General features: G+C 36.8%; 12 protein-coding genes. 9 read left to right on the top strand and 3 right to left on the bottom strand.

All coding sequences use genetic code 11. The annotated features are described in order from the left end of the window. The first annotated feature begins 95 nt into the window (after positions 1-95). Positions 96-5,261, top strand: coding sequence for a tetratricopeptide repeat protein (locus ACI7T6_RS00125; RefSeq protein ID WP_404665573.1), 5,166 nt, complete (start codon positions 96-98; stop codon positions 5,259-5,261). Positions 5,262-5,339: 78 nt separating this feature from the next. Here ACI7T6_RS00125 and xerA read toward each other — a convergent pair whose 3' ends face one another. Continuing rightward, positions 5,340-6,248: a site-specific tyrosine recombinase/integron integrase gene (xerA, locus tag ACI7T6_RS00120; protein ID WP_404665572.1), complete on the bottom strand. Its 909-nt coding sequence runs from the start codon at positions 6,246-6,248 to the stop codon at positions 5,340-5,342. A 31-nt stretch (positions 6,249-6,279) separates the two neighbouring features. On the opposite strand from xerA, the gene ACI7T6_RS00115 reads away from it, so the two are divergent. The 5 genes from ACI7T6_RS00115 (at position 6,280) to ACI7T6_RS00095 (ending at position 15,773) form a co-directional block, all read left to right on the top strand. After that, positions 6,280-7,854: an ABC-F family ATP-binding cassette domain-containing protein gene (locus ACI7T6_RS00115; RefSeq protein ID WP_404665571.1), complete on the top strand. Its 1,575-nt coding sequence runs from the start codon at positions 6,280-6,282 to the stop codon at positions 7,852-7,854. A 63-nt stretch (positions 7,855-7,917) separates the two neighbouring features. Further along, entirely contained in the window at positions 7,918-8,334 is a 417-nt protein-coding gene (locus ACI7T6_RS00110; protein WP_404665570.1) for a hypothetical protein, read from the top strand. Positions 8,335-8,573: 239 nt separating this feature from the next. Further along, on the top strand, positions 8,574-10,793 hold the full coding sequence (locus tag ACI7T6_RS00105) for a hypothetical protein (protein WP_404665569.1): 2,220 nt from the start codon (positions 8,574-8,576) through the stop codon (positions 10,791-10,793). A 248-nt stretch (positions 10,794-11,041) separates the two neighbouring features. After that, positions 11,042-13,240, top strand: coding sequence for a tetratricopeptide repeat protein (locus ACI7T6_RS00100; protein WP_404665568.1), 2,199 nt, complete (start codon positions 11,042-11,044; stop codon positions 13,238-13,240). 316 nt (positions 13,241-13,556) lie between these two features. Continuing rightward, positions 13,557-15,773 (top strand): hypothetical protein, encoded by a 2,217-nt coding sequence (locus ACI7T6_RS00095; protein WP_404665567.1) that lies wholly within the window; start codon positions 13,557-13,559, stop codon positions 15,771-15,773. Between the two features lie 105 nt (positions 15,774-15,878). On the opposite strand, the gene ACI7T6_RS00090 is transcribed toward ACI7T6_RS00095, so the two are convergent. Together ACI7T6_RS00090 and ACI7T6_RS00085 are read right to left on the bottom strand one after the other, a co-directional pair. Then, entirely contained in the window at positions 15,879-16,793 is a 915-nt protein-coding gene (locus ACI7T6_RS00090; protein WP_404665566.1) for a ribonuclease Z, read from the bottom strand. Between the two features lie 52 nt (positions 16,794-16,845). Next, a complete protein-coding gene (locus tag ACI7T6_RS00085; RefSeq protein ID WP_404665565.1) occupies positions 16,846-18,009 on the bottom strand; it encodes a rhomboid family intramembrane serine protease in 1,164 nt (387 codons plus the stop codon). Positions 18,010-18,457: 448 nt separating this feature from the next. On the opposite strand from ACI7T6_RS00085, the gene ACI7T6_RS00080 reads away from it, so the two are divergent. From ACI7T6_RS00080 to ACI7T6_RS00070, 3 genes are all read left to right on the top strand, one after another. Then, positions 18,458-19,513, top strand: coding sequence for a hypothetical protein (locus ACI7T6_RS00080; protein WP_404665564.1), 1,056 nt, complete (start codon positions 18,458-18,460; stop codon positions 19,511-19,513). Between the two features lie 785 nt (positions 19,514-20,298). Further along, a complete protein-coding gene (locus tag ACI7T6_RS00075; RefSeq protein WP_404665563.1) occupies positions 20,299-23,934 on the top strand; it encodes a tetratricopeptide repeat protein in 3,636 nt (1,211 codons plus the stop codon). A gap of 145 nt (positions 23,935-24,079) precedes the next feature. Continuing rightward, entirely contained in the window at positions 24,080-24,916 is an 837-nt protein-coding gene (locus ACI7T6_RS00070; RefSeq protein ID WP_404665562.1) for a DUF6444 domain-containing protein, read from the top strand. The last annotated feature ends 1,782 nt before the right edge of the window (positions 24,917-26,698 follow it).

The following is a 26,698-nucleotide window of genomic DNA, read 5'->3' as shown; positions in this document are numbered from 1 at the left end:
TATTCACAAAAAAATATCCTTTTCACATAAAAATTATTGATAAAATAGATCAATTGAATAATCTTACATGATTAAGCCATCATAGGAGATTCAATATGGTCATCTCTAACCGTACTTTAACGGAAGCAGGATTAACGAAAATAGCTTCCCTTTCTTCTCAAAGCTTGTCTCAAAAAATTCGGCTCTACTCTTTCCCATCTCATATTTCAGCAGACCTCTGTAAATTTTATGAAGCTTTACAACAACAAATTCAGCAAGGAAGAATCTATGCTGGTGACCTTGATAACCTCGGTCAAGATATTCAAATAAAACCTTATCTTTTAAAAGAGGGCTCTACTTTTAAATTAATTTCAAAAGCAGAGGCCCTTCAGATGCAAAGGATTTATTCTCCCTTAAGTCCTGATCAAAAAAATAATCTTCCTCAATTCCATGATCATCTTACTCAGTGGGTAGAAGTTTTAAGAAAAGAGGTGATTCCTGAAGAAATCCTCAAAACCCTCTTTCAAGATACCTATCCTCATGAATCTCTTGCTCATCTTGCTGAAGCTTTGGACTCTTTTATTGAAAGCTCCCTTTTAATCTGTGATCAAACTTGGTTATTAGGTCTTAAATGCTACCGAATCAACCCTTCTCATCAAGAATATTTTATAAGAGATTTATGTGATGAAGAACAAAAAAAAATCTGCGAAATAATATGGAAAGGCATCTTCTTACAGCTGAATCATCTAAAGCAACATGAAAACGTGCATCAAAGAAAAATTAAATCCTATATCACCTACATACTTTCTCTTTTAAAGCATGAATCTTTTCAAAAAGCGCTCACTTCACTTCAAAAAATTGAGCTTATGTCTTTAATCAATCCTTTAATTGAACCTCAACTAGGTTTACATTTATCTCAACGTCTTCCTTTAGACCTTATCGATAGTTCATTCTTAATTGAAAATCTCACACAGTGGATCTGTGTCTTAGGAGAAGAAGTGATTCCTGAAGAATTGCTCAAAAATTTATTCCACTTCTCATACTCTAATCTCCCTCTAATCATGCTTCTTGAAGCTTTAGATCTGATGGTTGATCTCCAATTATTAAAAAATATTTCTTCTTTTCCTCATCTAAGATGTTATCAAATGCAAACCTCTCTGCAAAAAGATTTTCTTCAAAAATTTTCTTCTGAGAAACAACAAAAGAGCTATTTGATCACATGGAAAGGCATTCAACAGCAAATCCATCAGCTCAAACAAAATAAAAAAACTCATCAAGAAAAATTGGAGCTCTACCTTAATCATGCAATCTTACTCTTGAGGAGCCCCCTGTTTAAGCAACTACTCAACCTAGAGTCCGTAACTCAAATTCCCGCTCAGCCTGATTCTTTGCTTCATGAGCAACCTTTTTCTCAAAATATTATCTCTCAAGCCATCCACATTTTAATAGCTTCGCACTCTATAATGCAATCTCATGATTCTTTGCTTCATGAACAGCCCTTTTCTCAAACTATGATTTCTCAAGCCACTCAGGTTTTAATAACTTCACACTCTGCAATTCAATATCATGAAGAGAAATTAATGAAGGCCCGAGGAGCGAAAGATCGCAAAGAAGAAGGAATTGCCTATGGTGTTTTAGGAAGTGTTTATGATGAACTAGGAGATCAGGAGCAAGCTATCACTCATCACTTAAAGCAGTTAGATATTGCCGAAGATATAGGAGATCAAAGTGCTAAAATCATGGGTTCAGGTAACCTAGGAAGTGCTTATTTTGACTTAAAAGAGTTTGATCAAGCCCTCATGCACTATGAAATCTGTCTAAAATTAGCTCAAGATATTCAAGAATACTCAATAGAAGGAGCCGCTTATTTCAATTTAGGAAAAACCTATCAAGCTTTGCACAATCCCAAACAAGCTGCTATCTGCTACAATCGATGCTTAGCTCTTAGTCACACTATTCAAAATAAGACATTAGAAAAGATGGCGTTAAGCAAGTTGGAAGGTCTACATCAGCCTTTAGATGAACTTTCTCAAACAGAAGACGGTTTGAAACAATATTTACTTCTTGCTCAAAAGAGAGGAGACCGTTGTTCTCAAGGACGTGCCCATGCGTATTTGGGAGATCTTTATATGAGGTTAAAAAAGCACACTCAAGCAATCGAATGTTATAAAAAATGCCTTAATATTGCGATAGAGTATAAGGATCATTCCCTTGTAGGCAAGACTTATGGCCGCCTAGGGAAACTTTACATAGATTTAAAGCAGCATAATACTGCCTTAGACTGCTATGAAAGCTGCTTAAAGATTGCCAAAGACATTTCAGATAATCAAATGCGAATAAAGGCTCAGCTTAGTTTAAATAATTTATATAGATCTTTAGGTAAATACCCTGAATTGATCAAGTATTATCAAGATAGCTTAATATATGCTAAAGAAAATAGAGATCGTGCTACTGAAGGACTCGCTTATCGTCATTTGGGAAAGGTCTATCAAGATTCAGAAAATCATGAGGAAGCGATCAACTCTTATCACCAAGCTTTAATCATTGCTCAGGAACTTAACAATTACGTAGGGGAAGGAAAAGCTTACAGTAATCTAGGGAAGAATTATCATGCTCTAGAAAAATACGATCAAGCAATCGAATTTCATGAAAAACATGCTATGATGGCTATAAGATTAGGAAACCTCGCTCAAGAAGGTAAAGCTTATCTTTACCAAGGCAAGGCCTATCAAGCTTTAAATAAGTACCCTCATGCAATTGAGTTTTATCACAGGCATCTCAACATTTCTAAACAACTTCAAAATTTAAGCGAAGAAGCCACCGCCTACGATAATCTAGCCCTTGCTTATTTTGATGTGGGGAATTATAACACATCTCTTCATTACTATGAAAAATATCTAAAAATGGCTCAGGATACTCAAGATCTTAAAATGCAATTAAGCGCTTATATGAATTTGGGAGCTGCCTATATTCCCCTCCATGATCAGCGTGGATTAGAGTCACAAGAAAAAGCTTTATCTCTAGCTAAACAGTTAGGAGATCGCTTTAGAGAAGGATTCATTTATCATAATTTAGCGATCATTTATAAAAATTCATACGAGTTTTATGAAGCTATAAAATATCAAAACAAATCTCTAATGATTGCCCAAGAGCTTAACAATAGAAAACTAGAAAGCACAATTTATGGTAATTTAGGACATTTACATTATGCTTTAGGTGAGTATCAAACAGCATCGAAATATTTTGTAAAAGCTTTCGATATGCATCAAACTCCTCAGCAAAAAAAACAATACGAAGGAACTTTTTTTCATGATATGGGGACTATATATCAGGCCCAAGGAGATTCTGCAAAGGCCTTAACTTATAATCAGCAAGCTTTAGAAAAAGCTCAGGCTTGTAATGATCGACAAGGGGAAATGTACGCTCGTAATAGCTTAGGGATTATACATCAAAACTTAGGTCGGAAGATTCAGCAACTGTTAGAAAATAATAATAAGACATTAAAAACAACAACTAAAAATCAGCAACTTTCTTCTCAAGAGCTTAAAGAACAAAATCTACCCTTTAATACTACCGCTGAAGATCACTATCAAAAAGCGTTAACTCAATATGAGGCGGCTTTAGAAATTTCAAAGGATCTTAAAGATAGGTTAGTTGAAGGAAAAATACGAGTTAATTTAGGAAATCTGTACGGGGCTTTGAATTATTTGGATAAACAGCTAGAGAACACTAAAAATTATTTAACAATTGCTAAAAATGTTCAAGATCCTATGTCTCTGGGGCTAGTTCATCACAATTTAGGGATTACCTACCAACGCTTAAGCGACACCTTTCAAGCTGAAACCAATTACCGACAAGCAATTGAAATTTTTTCCTCTCTTGAGCGTAGTACAAAAAAATCTCAATGGCAAGTTTCTCTTTTTGAGGATTGGTCAAGATCTTACTTAAATCTAGAGGACCTACTTATCCATAAGGCAAGAGATATCGAAGCGTTAGAAATTTCAGATGCAAGGCGAAGTCGTGCACTTTCCTCTCTTATTTCTCAAAAGTTATCTTTAGAAAAAAATCAGCCCTTAACCTATCCACAGATGCGAGCGCTTGCACAAACACTGAAAACCACTTTTATCGTATATTCTCTTTTGAATTCTAACCCTGATAATATTAAACTTACAATTTGGGTTGTTTCTTCCCATGAAGAGAAGCTTCAATCCATTAACCTCATAAATTCAGCTCCCGGTGAACCTTGCAAATTTGGCATTATTCTTCCTAATGAGGAATTTTTAAAGAAAAGTAACATTTTTAAAAAATTCCCCTATCAAGCTAAAATACAACGTCCGCAAAAAAATCAAAAACAACCCAGTCAGTTCTTTAATGAAAGGCTTTCTGCATGGTACGACATTTTTATTACGCCTATAAAAGAATATCTTCCTCCTAAAACGTTTGGTGATACCCTCACCTTTATTCCTGATGGATTTTTGGCTCATCTTCCCTTTGGAGCTTTTTATAATAAAAAAGACAAAACTCATTTAATTGAGCACTATCCCATTTCAATTTCACCTTCCATTCAAGTTCTCTCTCTTCTTAATCAATATCCTAAAGAATTTCCTGATCAATCTCTTTTAGTCGCCAATCCTCTAACCCATCCAGATGATCAAGTATCTTCACTGCCAAAAGCTGAGGAAGAAATTAAGCAACTCAGTGCTCTTTTAAAAGAACAAACCTTAATCCGCCCCCTTGCACCTATGATAGGTACAGAAGCAACTGTAAGTAAAATTGTAGAACGTGCTCCTGATGCTAGATTAATCCATATTGCCTGCCACGGAATAGCAGGAGAAAAACCTACGAATAGTCCTGATTCTATTTTTGAAGGATTCTTCAAATTAGCTTTTGTTGATCAAAACACACCTCATCAACTTCATGCCGAAGAAGTTGCCTCAATGACACTTAAAGCAGACCTTGTCTTTATGAGCGCCTGTCACTTAGGAAGAGGGAACCTTAAACAGGAGGGAAGTATTGGTCCTATTTGGTCATTTTTAGGAGCTGGAGCAAGATCAACAATTGCCAGCTACTGGCCGCTTCCTGATTCAGAGGTTACAGTGAAAATAGTGGAAATTTTTTACAAGCATTTATTTGGAATCGGCACTTCTAAACTCGATAAAGCTCGGGCACTGCAGCAAGCCATCTTGATGGTAATGGACATAGAAGCCTCCCCGGGAAAATCAAAAATTAGAGACTTTCCTCGTCAGTGGGGGGCTTTTTTCCTATCAGGACTCACTGAATAAACACTACTCTTCATCCTTGCAACTCTTGTAAATCCTTTAAAGAGTTGTAGGTAAGTTGAAGAAAACTCTCTAATCTATTTAACTCTCTTCTTGTTTTGCTAGCGGATGCGCTTTATCATACACTTCCTTTTTAATCCGCTTTGATACATGGGTATAAATCGTTGTCGTTGCAAGAGAGCTATGCCCTAAAAGCGTTTGAATGGTTTTAAGATCCATCCCTTTTTCTAGCCAGTGAGTTGCAATCGTGTGCCGTATCGTATGAGGAGTGGCTTTTGCAGCAAGCCCTGATTGCAAAAGGTAGTCTTTAAAGCCCCTATCAACCGAGCGTACAGAGATTCTTTCTCCCCATTTATTTAAGAAAACAGCTTGCTTATCACGCTCTTGTTGATGCTTTTCTCCGTCCATGTACCGATCAGGAGAGCTCAGGTACCTTTGAATCCATTGAGAGGCTCTTTCTGTCATGGGAATGAGGCGCTCTTTTTTCCCTTTACCCCGAATTCTTAATGTTAAATTTTTACTATCAATATCCAAACGGTTAAGCCCTGCAAGCTCACTAATTCTAAGTCCTGAACTGTAAAAGAGCTCCAAAATCACCCGGTCTCTTAACCCTAATAGGGAGTAAATATCTGGCTGCGATAACAGCCTTTCAAACTCTTCTTCTGATAACGGATGAGGCAGTGTTTTATCCCGTTTAGGCCCCTCAATCTCTTCCAGAGGAGTTACTGTAATGACTTTATTTTTTACAAGAAACAGGAAAAAAGACCTGAGGGATGAGAGTTTACGGAGTACCGACCGTTTTGCAAGCGTTTTTTTATGAAGATGTGCTAAGTAATGCCTAATACTCCACTGCGTCACTTCCCTAGGAGGGATATCCGGGGTAAAGGCGATAAATTCTTCAAGATCCATTTGGTAATTGCGGATCGTGTGCGGGGAGGCATTCTTGATCGCATATAAATAGGTTAAAAACTTTTCTTTCCACTCTTGCATAAACTCGCTCTTTTGATAAACTATCATTCTTATGATTACTTTAGCAAATATTGCCAAAAAAGTTGGCACTCGTCTTTTATTTGATCAAGTGAATGTCTCTTTTAACGTGGGACATCGGTACGGATTAACAGGCCCTAATGGTTCGGGAAAATCCACTTTAATGAAAATTATGATGGGGCTTGAAGAGCCTGGAAGTGGAACTGTTGTTCTCCCTAAAAAAGTGGGCTTTCTTAAGCAAAATATCGAAGACTTCAAACACTTTAGAGCGCTTGACGTGGTTATCATGGGAAACCGCCGTTTATGGGCAGCACTTCAAGAAAGAGATGCTCTTTACGATCAAGACATGACAGATAGCGTGGGCATCCGGCTAGGAGAACTTGAAGAAGTGATTGCAGAAGAAGATGGCTATAGCGCAGAATCTGAGGCAGAAGATCTTCTCTCAGGCATGGGAATACACGCTTCTTTCCATTTAAAAACCATGGATCAAATCCCTTTAGATATCCAATTTAGAGCGCTCCTTTGCCAAGCTCTTTTTGGAGAGCCTGAAGCGCTTCTTTTAGATGAACCTACTAACCACCTTGACTTAAGCTCCATTCAGTGGCTAGAGCAATTTCTCTTGCAATACCGCGGCACTCTCATTGTCATCAGCCACGACCGCCACTTTCTTAACACCGTGACAACAGATATTGCCGATATCGACTATGACACCGTGATCATCTACCCAGGAAATTACGATGTGATGATTGAGATGAAAACAGCTGTAAGAGCAAGAACTGAAGAGGAGAATAAATCTAAAGAGAAGAAAATTTCTCAGCTGCAAGATTTTGTCTCAAGGTTTGGAGCTGGAACAAGGGCTAGTCAGGTGAAATCTAGAGAGCGAGAGATCAACCGGCTTCAGCCGATGGATCTTAAAAAATCTAATATTCAGCGCCCCTATATCCGTTTTTACCCTCCTGAAAAAACCTCTGGGGAGATTGTTTTAAAAGCTGAGCACATCTCTAAAGCGTTTGGAAGCCAGCGTGTGATCAATAACACCTCTTTTGAAATCTTACGCGGTGATAAAATTGGCGTGATTGGAAATAACGGACGGGGAAAAACAACCCTTCTTAAGATGTTAGCTGGCGTTTTGCCTCAAGATCAGGGAAAAATTGAACATGGTCACCAAGTGCAAATGGGCTACTTCCCTCAAAATCACTCAGATATCATTGATAAAAAACAAGGCATGAACCTCTTTGACTGGTTAAAAAATCAAAAAGATGGGGTGTATGATCAAGATGTACGAAGTGTCTTAGGAAAGCTTCTTTTTGCAGGAGATGATGCGTTTAAATCTGTCTCTATTCTCTCTGGAGGAGAGACGGCAAGACTGATTTTAGCTAAAATGATGATGCTGAACTTTAACTTTTTGATTTTGGATGAGCCGAACAACCACCTTGATCTTGAAGCAGTCTCTGCCTTAGGATGGGCATTACAAGACTTTAAAGGGACAGTGATTATGTCATCTCACGATAGGGAACTTTTGAAAGAAGTGGCCACAAAAATCATCGCTTTTGAAGAAGATGGCATTCATTTATTTGAAGGAACACTAGAAGAATACTTAGCAAAATGATATGGTAAAGAAAAGAGTTTTTAATCAAGAACTAGGTTCTTATCCCACGTTTAAAGGAAAGTAATGAATCATATTGAGGCATTTTCACAAGGTTCATCATTCCCTTCCTTTCCTTTAGAAAATGCGCTAAATACCTACATCAGGCTCTTTTTAGAGCCTGATGTGCTAGACCCTAATAACATTACAGCGATTGCAAAAACAGCTGTAGAACTTAGTCATTTTGCTAAGCTTTTGATGGAAGAGTCTTCCTTAACTCTTAAAAAAACAGCAAACGATCTAGAAGGCCTATTAAAAGCCCCTCTTTCGCTTAGCCGTGAACAAATCCCTCTATCTCTTCTAACAGCTGCAGAAAACCATTTAAAAGATCCTGAAAAAGGAGAACTGACTGCTTTAATTCAAGAGATCTCTTCTCATCAACTTGCACTTAAGCTTTTCTGTGAAGAGCTCTCTTTGCTCTCTCACTCTATTCATAGCGCTTAACTAGCTCTTATTGAATGTAAAAAACCATCCCTTTCTCATGAATAAAAAAATATTTTATCCATGCAATAGTTGCATTAAACCAAGTTAAATTTTATGGTTTTTTCAACTAAGTACTCTCGTACATTCACTCTCTTAAAAATAGCTTAATCGGTCAAAAGAGGTTCTATCTCCTTAACTATTATTTCCTGAGAGGAATGGATGGATGACAAAACAATGAACCTTATGTTGAGGAAAATATCATGACAATCCGTCCTCGTTCTCCAAGTGATGCATTTTTATCACCCTCGGAAATGGCACAAGAAAAAGATTCCTTACAAGGAGGCTTTAATACTTCTCAAGATCCGGTACCGTTAAAAAAAATTAAATCTGTATTTACAGAATCTCTTGAGACAAGAGAGCTTAACGCCTTGCAACAAGATCCTCTCTTAGAAAAGCCTCTAAAAAAAGATAGAGATTATATCTTGATGAATAATCCGGATATTTCCTTAAGAAAGATAAGACACATCATCACAGAAAGATGGTTACGCGTAATCTATCAAGAGCCTAATAACGGGGTTTTACTCTTTAACTACGGCAGAATGCATCCTCTTTTAACTGAGGATCACGCTAAAGGGAAAGGACTAAATGGCAAAACTTCTATTAGCACGCTATTAAACGAGATGGACCCTTCTCATCAATATACCTACATGAATCAAGAAGAGCTTTTTCATGAGGCAGCAAAAAGAGATTTTCAAGGAAAATGCATCTATCAACGTTTAGCTAAAGAATATCAATACACTAACTACACAACGCTTGGGAAATATGAGTACTTAGCTGGGGGGTATTTGGGAACACTTAATACCGATTTTGCAATAAAGAATTTTCTCAAACTTATCGAACTCTATCCTAACGACGATAGGAATTATGCCCTACTTGCAAAGCTCATCAATCATATTTTGATGATTTCTCAAAAAATGGATAGTTGTAACAGAGAAGCGCTGCATAAAGAGATCGTATTTCCTCCCTCTATGAACACTGCAGAAGATCTTTGCCTTAAAGCGCTAGAAATTAACCCCCTTAATGATGAAGCTTATGTAGGGCTTGGACTCTCTACTCGCAAAAGAGACACAAGATCCGATCAAGAGTGCTACATGAAAGCGCTACATCTCAATCCCTATAATCTAGAAGCTGCAATCTTGTTATCAGGGGCGGTATTAGATGACGCAAAAACAGTGACTTTTGCAGATGGTAAGATCATCAATATTCGCACACTGATAGAAAATGCCTTTGAATATGCTCCGCACCAATTAGCCGGGATCCCTCACTGGTATCATATGGAAGACCTTCTTTACACAGACCTGAATCAAAATCGCTCATCCGTAATTTTTAGAAAATTGATCGCTTCTCCCTCTATTGAAAAACAAATCAAACGAAATATGTTACAATCTATCATGAATTCCTATGACCATAGTTATGGACTGGAGTTTGGAGATGCATTTGCAAATATTTTATTTCTTTTAAGTCAAACACCTTTAGCAGATCCTGATAAAGATCAAGAATTGATCGAATATTATTTTAGCCCTCCTTTTGATGAGGATATAACTGCTGCTCATATGCTCTCTCTCAAGGTAGAGTTTCTTAAAGCCCATTTTCCTCATGATCAAAAACGGCTAAAACAACTGATTCCCTTGTGTATAAACGTCATCGATGAGGGGAATGAACATTGTGAGATTTTATATTACTCTTTAGCTACGTTGATACCCCCTAATAAAACGGTTGAAATTCAGGAAAAAACATTGGCTCAGCAAGAGCTCTATAAAGAGGCGGCATACAGTGTATACAACCAATTTTACGATACAAATAACGAGCAATATACGTTTGATACAGCAGCTAAGATCTTAGGCCACTATGCGATGACTTTAGAAGACGAAAATAACGAAGAAAACCAAGATCAATACCATTACAAATCTTTTACCCTTGAAGATAACCCTCCCCTTACAAAGAAAAATATCTTTTTAAAAGCTTTATCCGTTGGCCATTACTCTGCCTGGCCCTATTTTTATCTAGGAAAAGCATTTAAAAACCCTTTAGAGATTGAAGGTAAGGCATTTAACTCATCTAAAGAACTTTTTCTAACAGCTCTTGATATTGATCCCTATCATGCAGAGAGTTACTATCAACTAGGTAATCAATTATCTTCAGAAGAAGATGTTACGTTATTAGATGGAACGGTACTAAAGTGTCAGCAACTGTATACAAGATCCATTCAACTAGGAGTCCAAGATCCTGATGCTTACTTTCAAGCAGCCAAAATCATGAAAAAAAATCAGGGGGTGATTCTTTTTGATGATTTTACTTATTTATCTAAGATTGATCTGCTTTTTAGAGCCTTTTCTATGAATGAAACATCTTCTTACTACTTAAAGCAGATTGCACTCCATTTTCAAAATACAAAAGGAGAGAGGTGTATTTCTGAATAAATAAAAAATATTCGTAAATAAAAACCGTTTAAAACGTTTTGAAAGAAGTTTATTTTTGATGAATAAAAAAAATATTCATTCAATGCTTGCATTAAACAAATTTAAATTCTATGGTTATTCCAAATCCATACTCTATTACATAGAGTTTCTTAAGAATAGCCGGATTGATCCTCTACTCCCTTAATGATCCTGCCATCAGAGGAATTAAGGGCTGACAAAACAATGAACCTTATTTTAAGGAAAATATCATGACAATTCGGCCCCGCTCTCCAAGTGATGCATCCATCTCACCCTCAGAAATCGCACAAGGAAAAGATTCTTTAGAGAGAGGCCTAGATGCCTCTCAAGACAGTACACTTTTAAAAAAAATTAAATCTGTATCTACAGAGGCTCTTGAGACAAGGGAGCTTAACGCCTTGCAACACGGTCCTCATATTGAAGAGTCTCTAAAAAAAGACCGGGATCACACCTTGATGAATAATTCTGATATTTCCTTAAGAAAGATTAGACACATCATCACAGAGCGGTGGATCAAATCCATTTACCAAGAGCCTAATAACGGCGTTTTACTCTTTAACTACGGCAGAATGCACCCTCTTTTAACTGAAGATCACGCTAAAGGGAGAGGTCTTAATGGAAGAGGCTGTATTAACGAATTATTAGAAGATATTGATCTTTCCCAACAATATGTCTGTATGCATCAAGAAGATCTTTTTCATGAGGCAGCAAAAAGAGATTTTCAAGGAAAGTGCATCTATCAACGTTTAGCTAAAGAATATCAATACACCAACTACACAACGCTGGGGAAATATGAATATCTAGCTGGCGGGTATCCTGGAACCCTGAATACTAGTTTTGCAAGAAAGAATTTTCTTAAGCTCATCGAACTCTATCCTAACGATGATAGAAATTATGCCTTACTTGGAAAGCTCATCAATCATATTTTGATGATCTCTGAAAGAATGGATCATCGTAACAGAAGAGAGGTGTATAATGAGATCGTATTTCCTCTTCATATGAACCGTGTAGAAGATCTTTACCTTAAAGCGGTAGGAATTAATCCTCTTAATGATGAAGCTTATTTAGGACTTGGTCTTTTGAATCATGAACAAAGCAAAGAAAAAGCAAAAGAGTTCTACCTCAAAGCCCTTCAGCTCAATCCACATAATCTAGAAGCTGCAATCTTGTTATCAGAAGTAGTATTAGATGAGGCAAGAACAGTCACTTTTGCAGATGGTAAGAGCATCAAGATTCGTACACTGATAGAAAATGCCTTTGAATATGCTCCGCACCAATTAGCCGGGGTCCCTTACTGGTATGATATGAGAGACTTTCTCTACACAGATCTCAATGAAGATTGCTCCCCCGTAATTTTTAGAAAATTTATCGCCTCCTCTTCTGTTGAAAAACATATTAAAAGAAATACATTACAATCTCTTATGAATTCCTATGACCATAGTTATGGACTAGAGTTTGAAGATGCATTTGCAAATATTTTATTTTTTTTAAGTAAAACACCTTTAGCAGATCGTGATAAAGATCAAAAATTAATTGAATATTATTTTGCACCCCCCTTTGATGATGGGGAACCTGCCATTGAGATGCTTTTCATGAGGATAGATTCTCTTAAAACGCATTTTCCTTATGATCAAGAACGTTTAAAAAAACTAATTCCCTTGTGTATAAAAGCAATCTGTTCACAAAATTCTAATTTCAAGATTATATATTACTTTTTAGCCACATTGATATCCCCCAATGAAACGGTTGAAATTCAGGGAAAAAAATTCACTCAGGAAGAGCTCTACAAAGAAGCTGCATATGGGGTATATCATGACGTGTCCTATACAAGTAATGATCACTATACATTTGATACAGCAGCTAAGATCTTAGGCCACTATGCAATGACTTTAGAAGACGAAAATAGCGAAGAAAAACAAGATCACTACAATTACAAATCTTTTACCCTTGAAGATAACCCCTCTTTTACAAAGCAAAACGTCTACTTAAAAGCTCTATCTGTTGGCCATTACTCTGCCTGGCCTTATTTTTATTTAGGAAAAACATTAAAAAAACCTCTAGAGGTTGAAGGAAAATGGTTTAACTCCTCCCAAGAACTCTTTTTAACAGCTCTTGATATCGATCCCTATCATGCAGAGAGTTACCATCAGCTAGGTAATCTATTATCTTTAGAAGAAGATATCACTTTATTAGATGGAACAGTACTGAGCTGTCAGCAAATGTATACAAGATCCATCCAACTAGGAGTCCAAGATCCTGACGCTTACTTTCAGGCAGCCAAAATCATGAAAAAAAATCAGGGAGTTATTCTCTTTGATGACTTTACTTATTTATCTAAGATTGATCTGCTTTTTAGAGCCTTTTCCATGAATGAAACATCGTTTTACTACTTAAAACAGATTGCTCTCTATTTTCAAAATACAAAATGAGAAAGGTGGATTTCTTAGTAGATGAAAAAAATTTAAAAACGTAGATGATGATTTAATCTTATTAATTTTTTTACAAATCAAAGCCTCTTAAAAAGTCTTGAAAGAAGTCTATTTTTGATGAATAAAAAAAATATTTATTCATTAAATACTTGAATTAAACCGAGTTAAATTTTATGGTTGTTTTAACTATATACTCTCATACATCCACTCTCTTAAGAATAGCTGGGTTGATCAAAATACCCCTACTCTCTTAATGATCCTGCTATCAGAGGAATTGATGGATAACAATAATTAACCTTATTTTAAGGAAAATATCATGACGATTCGTCCCCGCTCTCCAAGTGATGCATACTTATCCACTCCAGAAATGGCACAAGAAAAAGATTTCTTAGAGAAACCCTTAGATGCTTCTCAAGACAGAGTACTTTTAAAAAAAATTAAAACTGCATCTACAGAAGCTCTTGAGACAATTGAACTTCATGCCTTGCAAAAAGATCCTCATGTAGAAGAGTCTTTAAAAAAAGACCGTGATTATGTTTTGATGAATAATCCAGATATCCCCTTAAGAAAAATTAGGCATATCATCACAGAGCGGTGGATCAAAGCCATAACTCAGGAGCCTAATAACGGGGTATTGCTCTTTAACTACGGCAGAATGCACCCTCTTTTAACTGAAGATCACGCTCGAGGGAAAGGACTTAATGGAAGAGGCTGTATTCGTGAATTATTAGAAGATATTGATCTTTCCCATCAATATGTCTGTATGGATCAAGAGGAGCTTTTTCATGAGGCAGCAAAAAGAGATTTTCAAGGGAAGTGTATCTATCAACGTTTAGCTAAAGAATATCAATACACCGACTACACAACGCTTGGAAAATATGAATATCTAGCTGGCGGGTATCCTGGAACCCTGAATACTAGTTTTGCAAGAAAGAATTTTCTTAAGCTCATCGAACTCTATCCTAACGATGATAGAAATTATGCCTTACTTGGAAAGCTCATCAATCATATTTTGATGATCTCTGAAAGAATGGATCACTGTAACAGAAGAGCGCTGCATAAAGAGATCGTATTTCCTCCCTCTATGAACACTGCAGAAGATCTTTGCCTTAAAGCGCTAGAAATTAACCCTCTTAACGATGAAGCTTATGTAGGGCTTGGACTTTTTAATCACGAAAAAAGCAAAGAAAAAGCAAGAGAATTCTACCTCAAAGCCCTTCAGCTCAATCCACATAATCTAGAAGCTGCAATCTTGTTATCAGAGGTAGTATTAGATGAGGCCAGAACAGTCACTTTTGCAGATGGTAAGATCATCAATATTCGCACACTGATAGAAAATGCCTTTGAATATGCTCCGCACCAATTAGCCGGGGTCCCTTACTGGCATGGTATGAGAGACTTTCTCTCCACAGATTTGGAGGAAGATTGCTCATCCGTAATTTTTAGAAAATTTATCGCCTCCTCTTCTGTTGAAAAACAAATTAAACGAAACATGTTACAATCTCTCATGGATTTCTATGACCATAGTTATGGACTAGAGTTTGAAGATGAATTTGCAAATATTTTATTTTTTTTAAGTAAAACACCTTTAGCAAATCCTGATAAAGATCAAAAATTAATTGAATATTACTTTGCCCCCCCTTATGATGATGAGGAAACTGCCATTGCAATGCTTTTCATAAGGATAGATTTTCTTAAAACGCATTTTCCTTATGATCAAGAACGTTTAAAAGAACTGATTCCTTTGTGTATAAAAGCAATCTGTTCACAAAATTCTAATTTCAAGATTATATATTACTTTTTAGCAACATTGATATCCCCCAATGAAACGGTTGAAATTCAGGGAAAAAAATTCACTCAGGAAGAGCTCTACAAAGAAGCTGCATATGGGGTATATCATGACGTGTCCTGTACAAGTAATAATCAATATTCATTTGATACAGCTGCTAAGATCTTAGGCCACTATGCGATGACTTTAGAAGACGAAAATAGCAAAGAAAAACAAGATCACTACAACTACAAATCTTTCTCCCTTGAAGATATCCCTCCCCTTACAAAGAAAAATATTTTTTTAAAAGCTTTATCCGTTGGCCATTACTCTGCCTGGCCCTATTTTTATCTAGGAAAAGCATTTAAAAAGCCTATAGAGGTTGAAGGAAAACGGTTTAACTCAGCTAAAGAACTTTTTTTAACAGCTCTTGATATCGATCCCTATCATGCAGAGAGTTACCATCAGCTAGGTAACGCAGTATCTTCAGAAGAAGATGTTACGTTATTAGATGGAACAAGACTAAAGTGTGAGCAACTGTATACAAGATCTATTCAACTCGGAGTCCAAGATCCTGACGCTTACTTTCAAGCAGCCAAAATCATGAAAAAAAATCAGGGGGTTATTCTCTTTGATGACTTTACTTATTTATCGAAGATTGATCTTCTTTTTAGAGCCTTTTCCATGAATGAAACATCGTCTTACTACTTAAAGCACATTGCACTCTATTTTCAAAATATAAAAGAAAAGAAGTGCGCTTCGTAGCGGGTGAAACCCTTTAAAATCAAAAAAATACACCTCTTATTGATTTTTTAAAAAGACAAGAATCTAGCTCGTTATAACTCTATAACGAGCTAGATTACACCAGGTTCATCCCATTTTCTTAGGAAAAGGGATCACTTTTAAATCTTCTGCTGCAATGACATCAGAAAAGATCTGCCTAGCTTCTTTAGCAAAGGCGCTCTCTTCTTGATACCTCGCAGAAAAATGGGTTAAGATTAAAAGCTTCACACCGCTTTGTTTGGCAATCAAAGCTGCTTGTTCAGCTGTCATATGAAGATACGCTTTAGCTAAATGCTCATGCTCTTTTAAGTAGGTGCTCTCACAAAGAAGAACTGTAGCCCCGTTAGCAGCTTTTAGAGCCCCTTCACAGGGAAGTGTATCTAACACGGAGGCAAAGATCTCTCCTTTTTGCATAAAGCTCACATCATCTAAAGAAACCCTATGGCCGTGTCTATCAAGAGATCCTTTAGCGATCAGTTCTTTGACTAAAGGGCCTTTAATATCTTTTTGATTAAGAAGTGTTTGATCAAACCGCCTGACATCCTTTTCAATCACGCGGTAGGCAAAGTTTTCAATGCCATGCTCTAATCTGTACGCCTCGATACAAAATGTGTCATCTTCATGAATGATGCCATCATGTTCAACAGGATGCTCAATCACATGGATATTTTCATGATAGGCTGTTCCATACCGCAGCCTATCAAAATACACTTTACCGCTAGCTGGATAGTAGCAATGAATAGGGTGTTTCACTTTATCAAGGTTGAGCCTCATGAGCATAGAGCCAAGCCCTAAGCAGTGATCCCCATGAAAGTGGCTCACAAAGATTCTGGTTACACAAGGGGGGGCAATATTTGCAAAGATAAACTGCCGCTGCGTTCCTTCTCCTGGATCAAAGAGAAGTCCCTCTTCATTCCATCTCACTAAATAAGCGCCGTGGTTACGGTGCCGCGTGGGCTGCTGACTTGAGCATCCTAAAATGACGACATCTCTTAAACTCATACTCTTTAACGGCCTTTATCTTAAAAATTAGATTGTTATTTTTTTAAACGGACTACGCTGTTTTTTTGGCAAAAAAAGAGCATCTTCCTAAGACAATACCAAAAAGCCCTCCTGTCATATGAGCTGTATTGGCAATAGAGATATCAATAGGATCTGCTAGGACAAGCTGTAAAAGAAGAGCAATTACTTCAAGCGCAAACATCACCATCACAAATCCTGCCATCACTTTAATCACTCTCTTCTGCAGGGGATACCCCTCTTTAGGAGCGATTTTCTGACGAGACCAAATGAACCCAAATATCCCGGTAATGATGCCAGAATACCCGATAAAAATAGGGCCGCTCACTCCGTATTGAGCAATATTAGAAAAAACAGCTAAGAGGAAGGAGAGAAAGAGATATTTAGCAGCTCCAATTCTGATCTCAATTTGCGTCCCTAACATAAAAAGCCATGTCATATTAAAGAAAATATGCAAAAAGCTTCCGTGAAGAAAAACAGGGGTAATAAGACGCCATAGCTCTCCTTCTTGGATTTGCGTCATGAGAGCGCTTCTGGGGAATTGAAGGACATCTTTAATGCTCCCTTCTGGAAGAAAGCTTAAAATACCTTGCCATGTAGGCTGCTCTTCAATGCGGTGAAGCTCTGTTTTTTCTTTATGAGAGAGGTGATTTAAATCGGTAGACTCCCGTATTTCATATTTTTTAAAAAAGCTCTCTAAATTTTCTAAATATTTAGGATAGTCAAATAAGAGCTTTTTGTGGACGGGAAGAAACGGATATTTCGATCCAATCGGGCCGATGTCCTTTTCAACCACTCGCATTTGAAAGGTAGTGATCACAAAAAGCGCTACGCAAAGAGCAATGAAGAATTTTGTTAAAGAGAATTGATTTAAGCTGAAAAAAGAGAGCGCTCCGATTTGATTGCCCGGGTTCTTGAAGCGTGTGTTCTCTTCTTGCAGCTGAGCTTTAAAAGCCCCTTTACTATTTTTTCTAGGTGAGGAAGCTCTTTTTTTAAGTGTCACTGTAAATGTAAGATCCCCAGCTAGCCACCTTTCATAATAGGAAAGAGCTTTTACAAAACTCTCTTCTTCAATCACCCATAATCTCGTGTTAGAGACTCCATCAGAATCAATCACACTTTCAATTTGTTCTTTTTGTAAAAAGAGTTGGAAGTGAAGAGCCTCTTTTTCTTGCTGAAATTCTCCGAGTAAACGCATATGACAATCTTTTTGATGAAGGGTGGATATCCAACAAGAAGGAGAAGTACACTGCGCACCCTCTCTTCATTTGTAGTTTTATAGATTCCGGTTCAATTACATTTCCTGATCACACGTGGATGGATAAAGATGATAGGAAATCTCTCTTAAGATACCACAAGGCTTGGTTTCATGGAAATAGATGACATTTCCTAGATCAAGATCAACATGCAGAAGTATTTCCCCAAATATCTGTTGTATTCTGCCCCTTACGCTCTTAAGAGTTTTTACATCACTCAAGAAAATAAAAAACAATACTGTTTTTAATAAATGAAAAACACTCTATGAAATTAACGTTGTTTATTAGTTTTGTTTAAAAATATAACATTTTAGATAATTACTAATATTGCTTTTATAATAATAGTAATGATAAAGTAATACATGTAATTAATAATTAAACAAGAGGTTTATGCCAATAAACAATAATTACTTGTATTCAAACTTGAGTATACAGCTGGACCAAGCTATTAGAAGAGGAGATGCTGATCAAGTTAAATCCATTTTAGATCAGACTGAAGCATTTCCCCCTTCTCTAATCGAAAGTGGAATTACCCTTCTTATTAATCAAGATAACCCTGCTGTCACATCACTCATGAATATCCATAGAAATGCACTCAATCAGAATGCAGAGCGTGTGACATCTCTTTTTAAACAACTGATGACTCATGCAAGCCAAGAGCGTTCTTTGTTATTTAGCTTAAACAGTATAGAGACCATGGTTCGAATTTTTGATGTGGAAAGGATCAGCTTCACTCCAAATGATCAAGAAACCTTGGGGGCCTTAAGTTTCCAGTTAATCAAACAAGTGAAAATATTTTCTAATTTCCCTCAGGCTTTAGACCGTATAGAAGATGCTAGTGAACAAGAAGGTGCCAATGAAAATGCTATTAATCAAAAAATAGATAAATTATTCAACCAGTTCATCTGTTTGTTTCCGGATTTTGCTGCTGCAATATCAACTTCATCTTCTGAAAAGCTTGAGCATCTTGAGAAGTTAGAAAATCGCATTCCTTATATCAATGACTCAGGAAACCATCTCAATGAATTTCTTCTCTTGCTCTTTTCGAAAATTCCTCATTTGATGAAAGTTAACCAGAAGCACGGACTTGGACACCTCCTCTTCTATACCATTTCAAAGCAAAATAAAGAACTAGCAGAGGCATTAATGGATCATCCGCGTCTCCCAGAAATTATGAGTCATATCCAAGAAGACGGAAAGGTGATTTCCTACGGTTTTTTTGAACTTTTAAAAGAACTCATTGAATTCCCCTTAGAGAATATGGGTCATCGGTATTTACCTGAAAAACTCCTGAGTAAAATGACATCAAACTCACAATTTAAAGAGCAAAGAAACTATAGCTACTCAGATCTCTTAGAGGATCTTTTTTCATTTGATAAAGAGTTATTTAACATGATCCTCTCTTTGAACAAGATACAACAATTGCATAAAGAAAATTTCTTGTGACTTTAATGAAAAACCTAGAGGGAGTAAAAAACAGTCATAGGAGACAGATTCTTTGCCTGCTGAAATTCCCCCGATCAGTGCTGGCAATTTTTTTATAGGCATGCCTATCAAACAAAGATAGAGGGTACAAATGTACCCTCTATCTTATTTTTCTAGTCACTACTCTGATTCCATTTTTCTTAAGAGCTCAAGCTTCATCAAGCTAATCCATGGTTTTTTATGGATAAAGAAGCGGCCATCCATCTCCTTTAAGAAGCTCTAAAGAGGAGTTTCATAAAAAAATAGTGATAATATCATCTAATAAAGGTGACATCCCTTATTCAAAGCAAAAAATTTTAAGAATAGAAAAAGTTATCAAACTAGCTGTACCTCTAGGCAATCCGACTGAATAAGTCCCATTCCTTCAGAAAGACGCTAATAGAAAACTTCTTCAAAGAAGCCTCTCAGGCTAGAGTCATTCATATCGCATCTCATGGAAGTGTAGATGTAAAGCTGCTTGACAATCCTGACTCTCAATCTATTTTTAACAGATTCTTTTATCTAGCTCCTAAAGAAAAATACATCCTTGGGCATCTTCATGCTAGAGAAATTGCAGAATGGATTGATCAATTTGAGTCAGTATGGAAGAATAAAGCTGCCTTAAAAAAACCCTCTAAAAAAATGGAATTTTTGAACTAAAAATAGACGTTATTTTTAGTCCAAGGTCCACTATGTAAGTGTAGGGCACGCAGATAAAACATCCTATTTTACACTGATTATTCCATGAAAATCATGGTGAGTACCCTATGAGTATTTCCTCAAATATCTTGACTCAAGCAGGATTGACTAAAATCCAAGTTACCCCCTCTGATGCTAACTCTCATAAAATCCGGCTCTACTCGTTTTCGCACCAAACAAAGGGTGATATCAGTAAAATCAAATCTGCCCTTCAAGATCTCCTTCATCAGGGAAGAAGCTATGAAGGCAATCTTTCTCAACTTCATGAAGATATTCAATCAAAACCGTATCTTCTTAGAGAAGGACATGTCTTAAAACTCATCTCAGAAAAGCATGCTGATGAACTCCAAAAAAACTGCGATGATCTAGCTTTTCTAGGGGCAACTCTCCTCCAAGAAACAAGCAAAAAAGACTTTACCCATCAATGCCTTCTTAATGAAGCCAGCTCACTCCAGACATCCAACTCAGTAAATCCTCATTTTGACTCTATAGAAGCTCATCAACAAATCAAGTTCTACCTGGTTTTTTTAAAAGGCTTATTAGAGAGAAAAAATTCCCTCATGGAAGGGTGGGTTTACATGAAGTTAGGAGACCTCTATCACTCTTTAGGAGAGCATCATCAAGCCTTAGAGTACCACAAGAAATTTTTAAAAATTGCACTTCTCTTGAAAAACCTTAGAATGAAAGCAAATGCCTACAGCTATTTAGGAATCACTTATAGCGCGTTAGGAGATCACCATCTAGCACGCAAATTACATGATAAGCATTTAAGTTGCGCTCTTGAGTTAAAAGACCCTCAAGGAGAAGGTAAAGCTTATGCGAATTTAGGTATTACTTACCGCTCTTTAGGAGATCATCATCAAGCACTCAAGTTACATGAAAAACATTTAAATAGCGCCCTAGAACTTAAAGACAAATTAGGAGAAGCAGGAGCTTATTCCAACTTAGGAATGGCATACGCCTCTTTAGGACATCACCATAGAGCTGTTGAATTATACGAGAAGCATTTAGCTATTGCGTTAGAACTTCAAAATAGATCAGAAGAGGGATCTGCTTATTGCCAGTTGGGAAATGCTTATCAAGCTTTAGGAAACTATACCAAAGCTCTTACATTTCATCATCACCATTTAGCTATTGCAAGAGATCTTCATGACCGTACTGGAGAAGGTATAGCTTATGCAAATTTAGGAATTGACTACGCTTCTTTAGGAGACTACTCAAAAGCCATTACATTTCATGAAAAGGATGTATTAATTGCCCTTTATCTTAAAGATTTGGTTGGAGAGGCAAGAGCGTATTGCAATTTAGGAAATGCTTACCGATCTTCAGGAAACTATCTTAAAGCCATAGAATTTCATGAGAAAGAATTAAACATTACTCTCAAGCTACAAAACAAAGTAGAAGAAGGTATGGTTTATGGAAACTTAGGAACGGACTACTATGCTTTAGGAAATCATGCAAAAGCCCTAGAGTTTCATCATCAACATTTAAGAATTGCTCTTGAACTTAAGGATAAGGTGGGAGAAAAGGCAGCTTATGCCAATTTAGGAAATGCTCACCATTTTTTAGGAGAAGCTCATCAAGCCCTAGAGTGGCATCATAAAAATTTACAACTCGCTTTAGAGCTTAAAGACCGTGTAGGAGAGAGGGGGGCTTATACAAACTTAGGAAATGCCTATAGTTTTTTAGGAAAGTACCACGCGGCAGTTGAAGTGCATGAAAAGGCTTTAGAGATTGCTCTAGAGCTTAAAGACCGCGTTGGAGAGGGAACGGTTTATACGAATTTGGGGTTAGATTACTATAGTTTAAAAGAGTATCTAAAAGCTATAGAGTTTCATAACAAGCATTTATTGATTGCTTTAGAGCTAAGTGACCGCATTGGAGAGTGTAACGCTTATGGCAATTTAGGGGCGGCTTACCTCTCTTTAAAAGACTACCCTCAAGCCTTTAACTGCCAAACAAAATCCCTAAATATCGCTCTAGAACTTAAGGACTCTGCAAGAGAAGGGATGATTCATCTCAGTTTAGGAAGCACCTATGCTTCTTTAGGAAATATTCATCAAGCAGCTAGCTGCTATCATAGAGCTTTAACAATCGCTCTTAATCTAAACAATACTGTAGAAGTAGGTAAGGCTTATATCAATTTAGGGACGGTTTATGACTCTTTGGGAGCGTATGATAAAGCTATAGAGTTCCATGAAAAAGCGTTAGCTATTGCCCTTGAGCTCAAAGATGTGTTAGGAGAGTGGAGAGCGTATTGCAATTTGGGAAGAATGGATTACCTTTTAGGAAACTATGCCCAAGCAGAAGAATATTTTCGTAAAGGTATTCACATTACGAGCCCTCTTCAGCAAGATGTCAAAAGAGCTCAGTGGCAGGTGACCTTATTTGAAGAGTGGTCAAACCTTTATCTCATTTTAGAGGAAACACTTCTTCGTCAAAATAAAACTCTAGACGCTTTAGAAATCACGGATATGAGAAGAGCAAGAGCTCTTTCTTCCTTGATCAGGGACAAATTATCTTCTCAAAAAAGGGAAGCTCCTTTTCTAGAACAGGTCTCATTTACTACCATGCAAAAGCTTTCTAAAAAATTCAATACTGCTTTTATTACCTATTCTTTTATATACCCTCAAGAAGGGCCTTATATCAAGGTTTGGATTATCTCCCCCCATCAAAACTCTAGAGAACCTATTTCTCTTTCTCTCTCTTTTGACTCCAATACATTTAAGAATATCTCCACTCTTTTAAAAACATTTCCCTATGGACTAAGGCCCCGCGTTAAACGAGGTGAAAAAGCAACAGATGCCTTTCAAAAACACCTCTCCAGGTGGTATGAACTCCTCATTACTCCTTTAGAGCCTTACTTATCTGAGGTAAAGGAAAATCAAAGCCTCACCTTTATTCCCGATAAGTTTTTAGCGCACCTTCCCTTTGGAGCTTTTTATCATGCAGCAACAGATCAATATCTGATTGAAAAGTACCCTATTTCACTCGCCCCTTCTATCCAAGTTTTACATCTTCTTGATGAGCTTTCTCCCTCGTTATCTCAGGGTATTCTCTTGATGGGAAATCCCTTAACACCTCATACCCAAGATAATCATTTGAAATTTACTGAAGTAGAAGTCAGGGAAATATTAGCTCCTCTTATGAACGTTCCTTTAACTCAAGTATTAACACAGGAAAACGCCACAACAGAAAATTTCCTTAAACAAGCCCCTCAAGCTAGGATCATTCATATTGCCTGTCATGGCATGATAGAAGAAAATGCACAGGATCATCCTGATTCTAACTTTGATCCTCACTCTGTGTTTAAAGGGCTCTTTAAACTCACGCCAGATGAGGCTCACCCCTCTGGAATTTTCCGTTCTGAAGAGATTGCATCTATGTCCCTTAAAGCAGATCTTGTCTTCATGAGCGCCTGTCATCTTGGAAGAGGAAATCTAAAACGAGAGGGGAGTATTGGCCCCATATGGTCTTTTCTAGGATCTGGAGCCAAATCCACAATTGCAAGCTACTGGCCCCTTCCTGATTCCGCCGTCACAGTGCAAATGGTAGAGGTATTTTATAGGTATTTACTAGGGATAGGAGCTCCTAAACTAAATAAAGCAGAGGCTCTGCAAAAGGCCATACTCCTAGGAATGCAAAAAAACCGCGACAATATAGAGCAGTGGGGATCATTTTTTTTATCTGGGTTGATTGCGTAATTTATTTTCTAGAGAAATTTTGATAATTTTTAAGATTGATTAGGATAAAGCTAGTTTCTTATAAAAAACTATTATAACTATTCAGATACCCCCTCCTGATAAATTTTTTATTCCTTTTTACAAATATAGTTAGTAACCTGGGAATATGTCGATAAAGCCAGAAAATTTTACACCAGATTTTAATGAAGAACTTTTAAAGACGCTCCCTAAACGGACACCACTATATGTTCGCCATTTGATACGACATTTACTGATTGTAAATCAACAATCAGAGGTTGCTATTCAACAATTAAAAGCCGAGGTTCAAGATCTAAAAGCTCAGCTATCTAAAAATAGCTCTAATAGTCATAAGCCTCCAAGTAGTGATGGTTTTAGGAAAATCCCTAAAAGCTTAAGAGAGTCTTCAGGTAAAAAAGTTGGAGGACAAGAGGGACATAAAGGTGCCGGAAGATCGCAAGTGAGTCATCCTGATCATACGTTTTTATTAAGCCCTGATCGCTGTCAACATTGTCATGCCCATCTCCATAATATTACAGGAAGATGCGTAGAAAAAAGGCAAGTTTTTGAGCTCCCTCAACCTAAGATAGAAACGACTGAATATCAAGCTATAGAAAAAACATGTTTGCGCTGTGGACGATTAACAAGGGCTTCTTTTCCAGAGCATGTGAAGGGTCCTGTGCAATTTGGAAGCAGGGTTAAAGCTTTAGCTAGCTACCTGAGCTCTCTACATTTTATCCCCATAAATAGAGTCTACCAAATTTTTAAAGATCTTCTTGGAATATCCCTATCTCCAGGGAGCTGTATGAACATCAATACACAGCTTTTTACAGAACTTCACTCGTTTGAAGAGGGATTAAAAAAGGATCTTTTAAGTTCAAAAGTCTTACATTTTGATGAGACAGGAATGAGATGTGAGAAAAAGCTGAAGTGGATCCATGGTGCAGCATCTCCAGATGGCAACTCTTTATATGATACATCATAAGAGAGGAAAAGAAGCTATGGATACAATCGGAATCTTACCTCTTTTTAAAAACTATGCTGTTCACGATCATTGGAAGTCTTATTTTAATTATCCGGGCTCAAGTCATGTGCTGTGTAATGTCCATCATTTAAGAGAGCTCAATTTTATCTATGAAGAAGAGAAAGAGGAACGTGCCTTAGCTATGAAAAAGACTCTTCTTTTTGCTTATCAAGCTCTCAAAAAAGGGCCTCTAGCAGAAGAAATTATCAAAGAAATCCATCACTCTTATAATAAGGCTATCCAAGAAGGATACTCTCATCACGCAAAACTTGAATCCTTAACTCCTGGAAAAAGAGGAAGAACTAAGCAAAGGCCCGGAAAAAACCTCTTAGATAGGCTAGAGCAAAACGTCTCTTCTGTTCTAGCATTTACCAGGGACTCTAAAATCCCTTTTAGTAACAATCAAGGGGAACAAGATATTCGGATGGTTAAACTCAAACAAAAAATTGGAGGGTGCTTCCGAACACTTCTTGGAGGGCAAATTTTTTGCCGAATTAGAAGTTATCTTTCCACAGCCCGTAAGCAAAACTGGAATATGTTGGATGCAATTACAGATGCTATCCAAGGAAATCCGTATCACCTAACAGGTCCTCCTCAGTTAGCTCTTTAGATTTTTAAGAGCTAAATCATACCCCCTATACACAAATATGTGTATAGGGGGGGTATCTGAATAGTTACAAACTATTTTATTAAAAAATTTAAAAAAACATTGATTAAATATCGTTTTTTAATTCATATTATTTTTTTATTTATGGAATAAAGGAATTATAACTGAGTATTTCTCCAAAAATCTTAACTGAATTGGGATTGACTAAAATTTCTTTAGCACCCTCTCATTCATCAAGCCATAAAATTCGACTCTATTTTTTTTCTGATCAGACGCCAGAAGATGTGGCAAAGGTCCAAACAGTATTTGAGCTAGAAATTCAAGGAAAGAAATATAATGGGCATACCAACAAAATATTTCAAGAAATTCAAGATAAACCACTCCTTTTAAAAAAAGGAAAGGATTTTAAATTTCTTTCAAAAGAGGATGCTTTTCAGTTAGAAGAAGTAAAAACTTATCACAAACTAGGAATGAAATCTGAGTCTTTAGGAGATTATTATACAGCGATCGATTACCACCAGCAAGACTTGAAAATTAATCTTACACTTAAAAATCGCATAGGAGAAGGAATAGCTTATCTCAATTTGGGAAATGTCTATGATTCTTTAGGAAATTACCGCGAAGCAATTAAATACCATGAAAAGCATTTAAAGATTGCTCTAGATCTTCAAGACTGTATAGGTGAAGGTAGGGCTTATTGCAATTTAGGAATTGCCTATCGTTCTTTAGGGTATTACCATAAAGCTATCAAATACCATGAAAAATCTTTAAAAATTTTTAGGAGGGTTAAAGATCTTTCTCGAGAAGGAATAGCTTATCTCAATTTGGGATATAATTATAATTTCTTAGGCGATTACCATGAGTCGATAGAATACCATAATAGATATTTAAAAATTACTCTAGATCTTCAAGATCGCACAGGAGAAAGAGTAGCTTATGATAGTTTAGGAAGTGTTTCTCACTCTGCGGGAAATTACCTGCAAGCTCTTGAATTTCATAAGAAGGCTTTAATAATTGCCCTTGAATTCCAAGATACATTAGAGGAACAAGGGTGTTATATCAATTTAGGAAACGATTACACTTCTTTAGGAAAGTACCAAAACGCAATAGAACACTATGAAAAAGGATTAACAATA

The sequence above is a fragment of the Rhabdochlamydiaceae symbiont of Dictyostelium giganteum genome (assembly GCF_964291045.1).
In the GTDB taxonomy this organism is placed as follows: Bacteria; Chlamydiota; Chlamydiia; order Chlamydiales; family Rhabdochlamydiaceae; genus PALSA-1444.
Note: the sequence above shows the minus strand (reverse complement) of the source record. Positions and strands in the feature narration are given on the sequence as shown.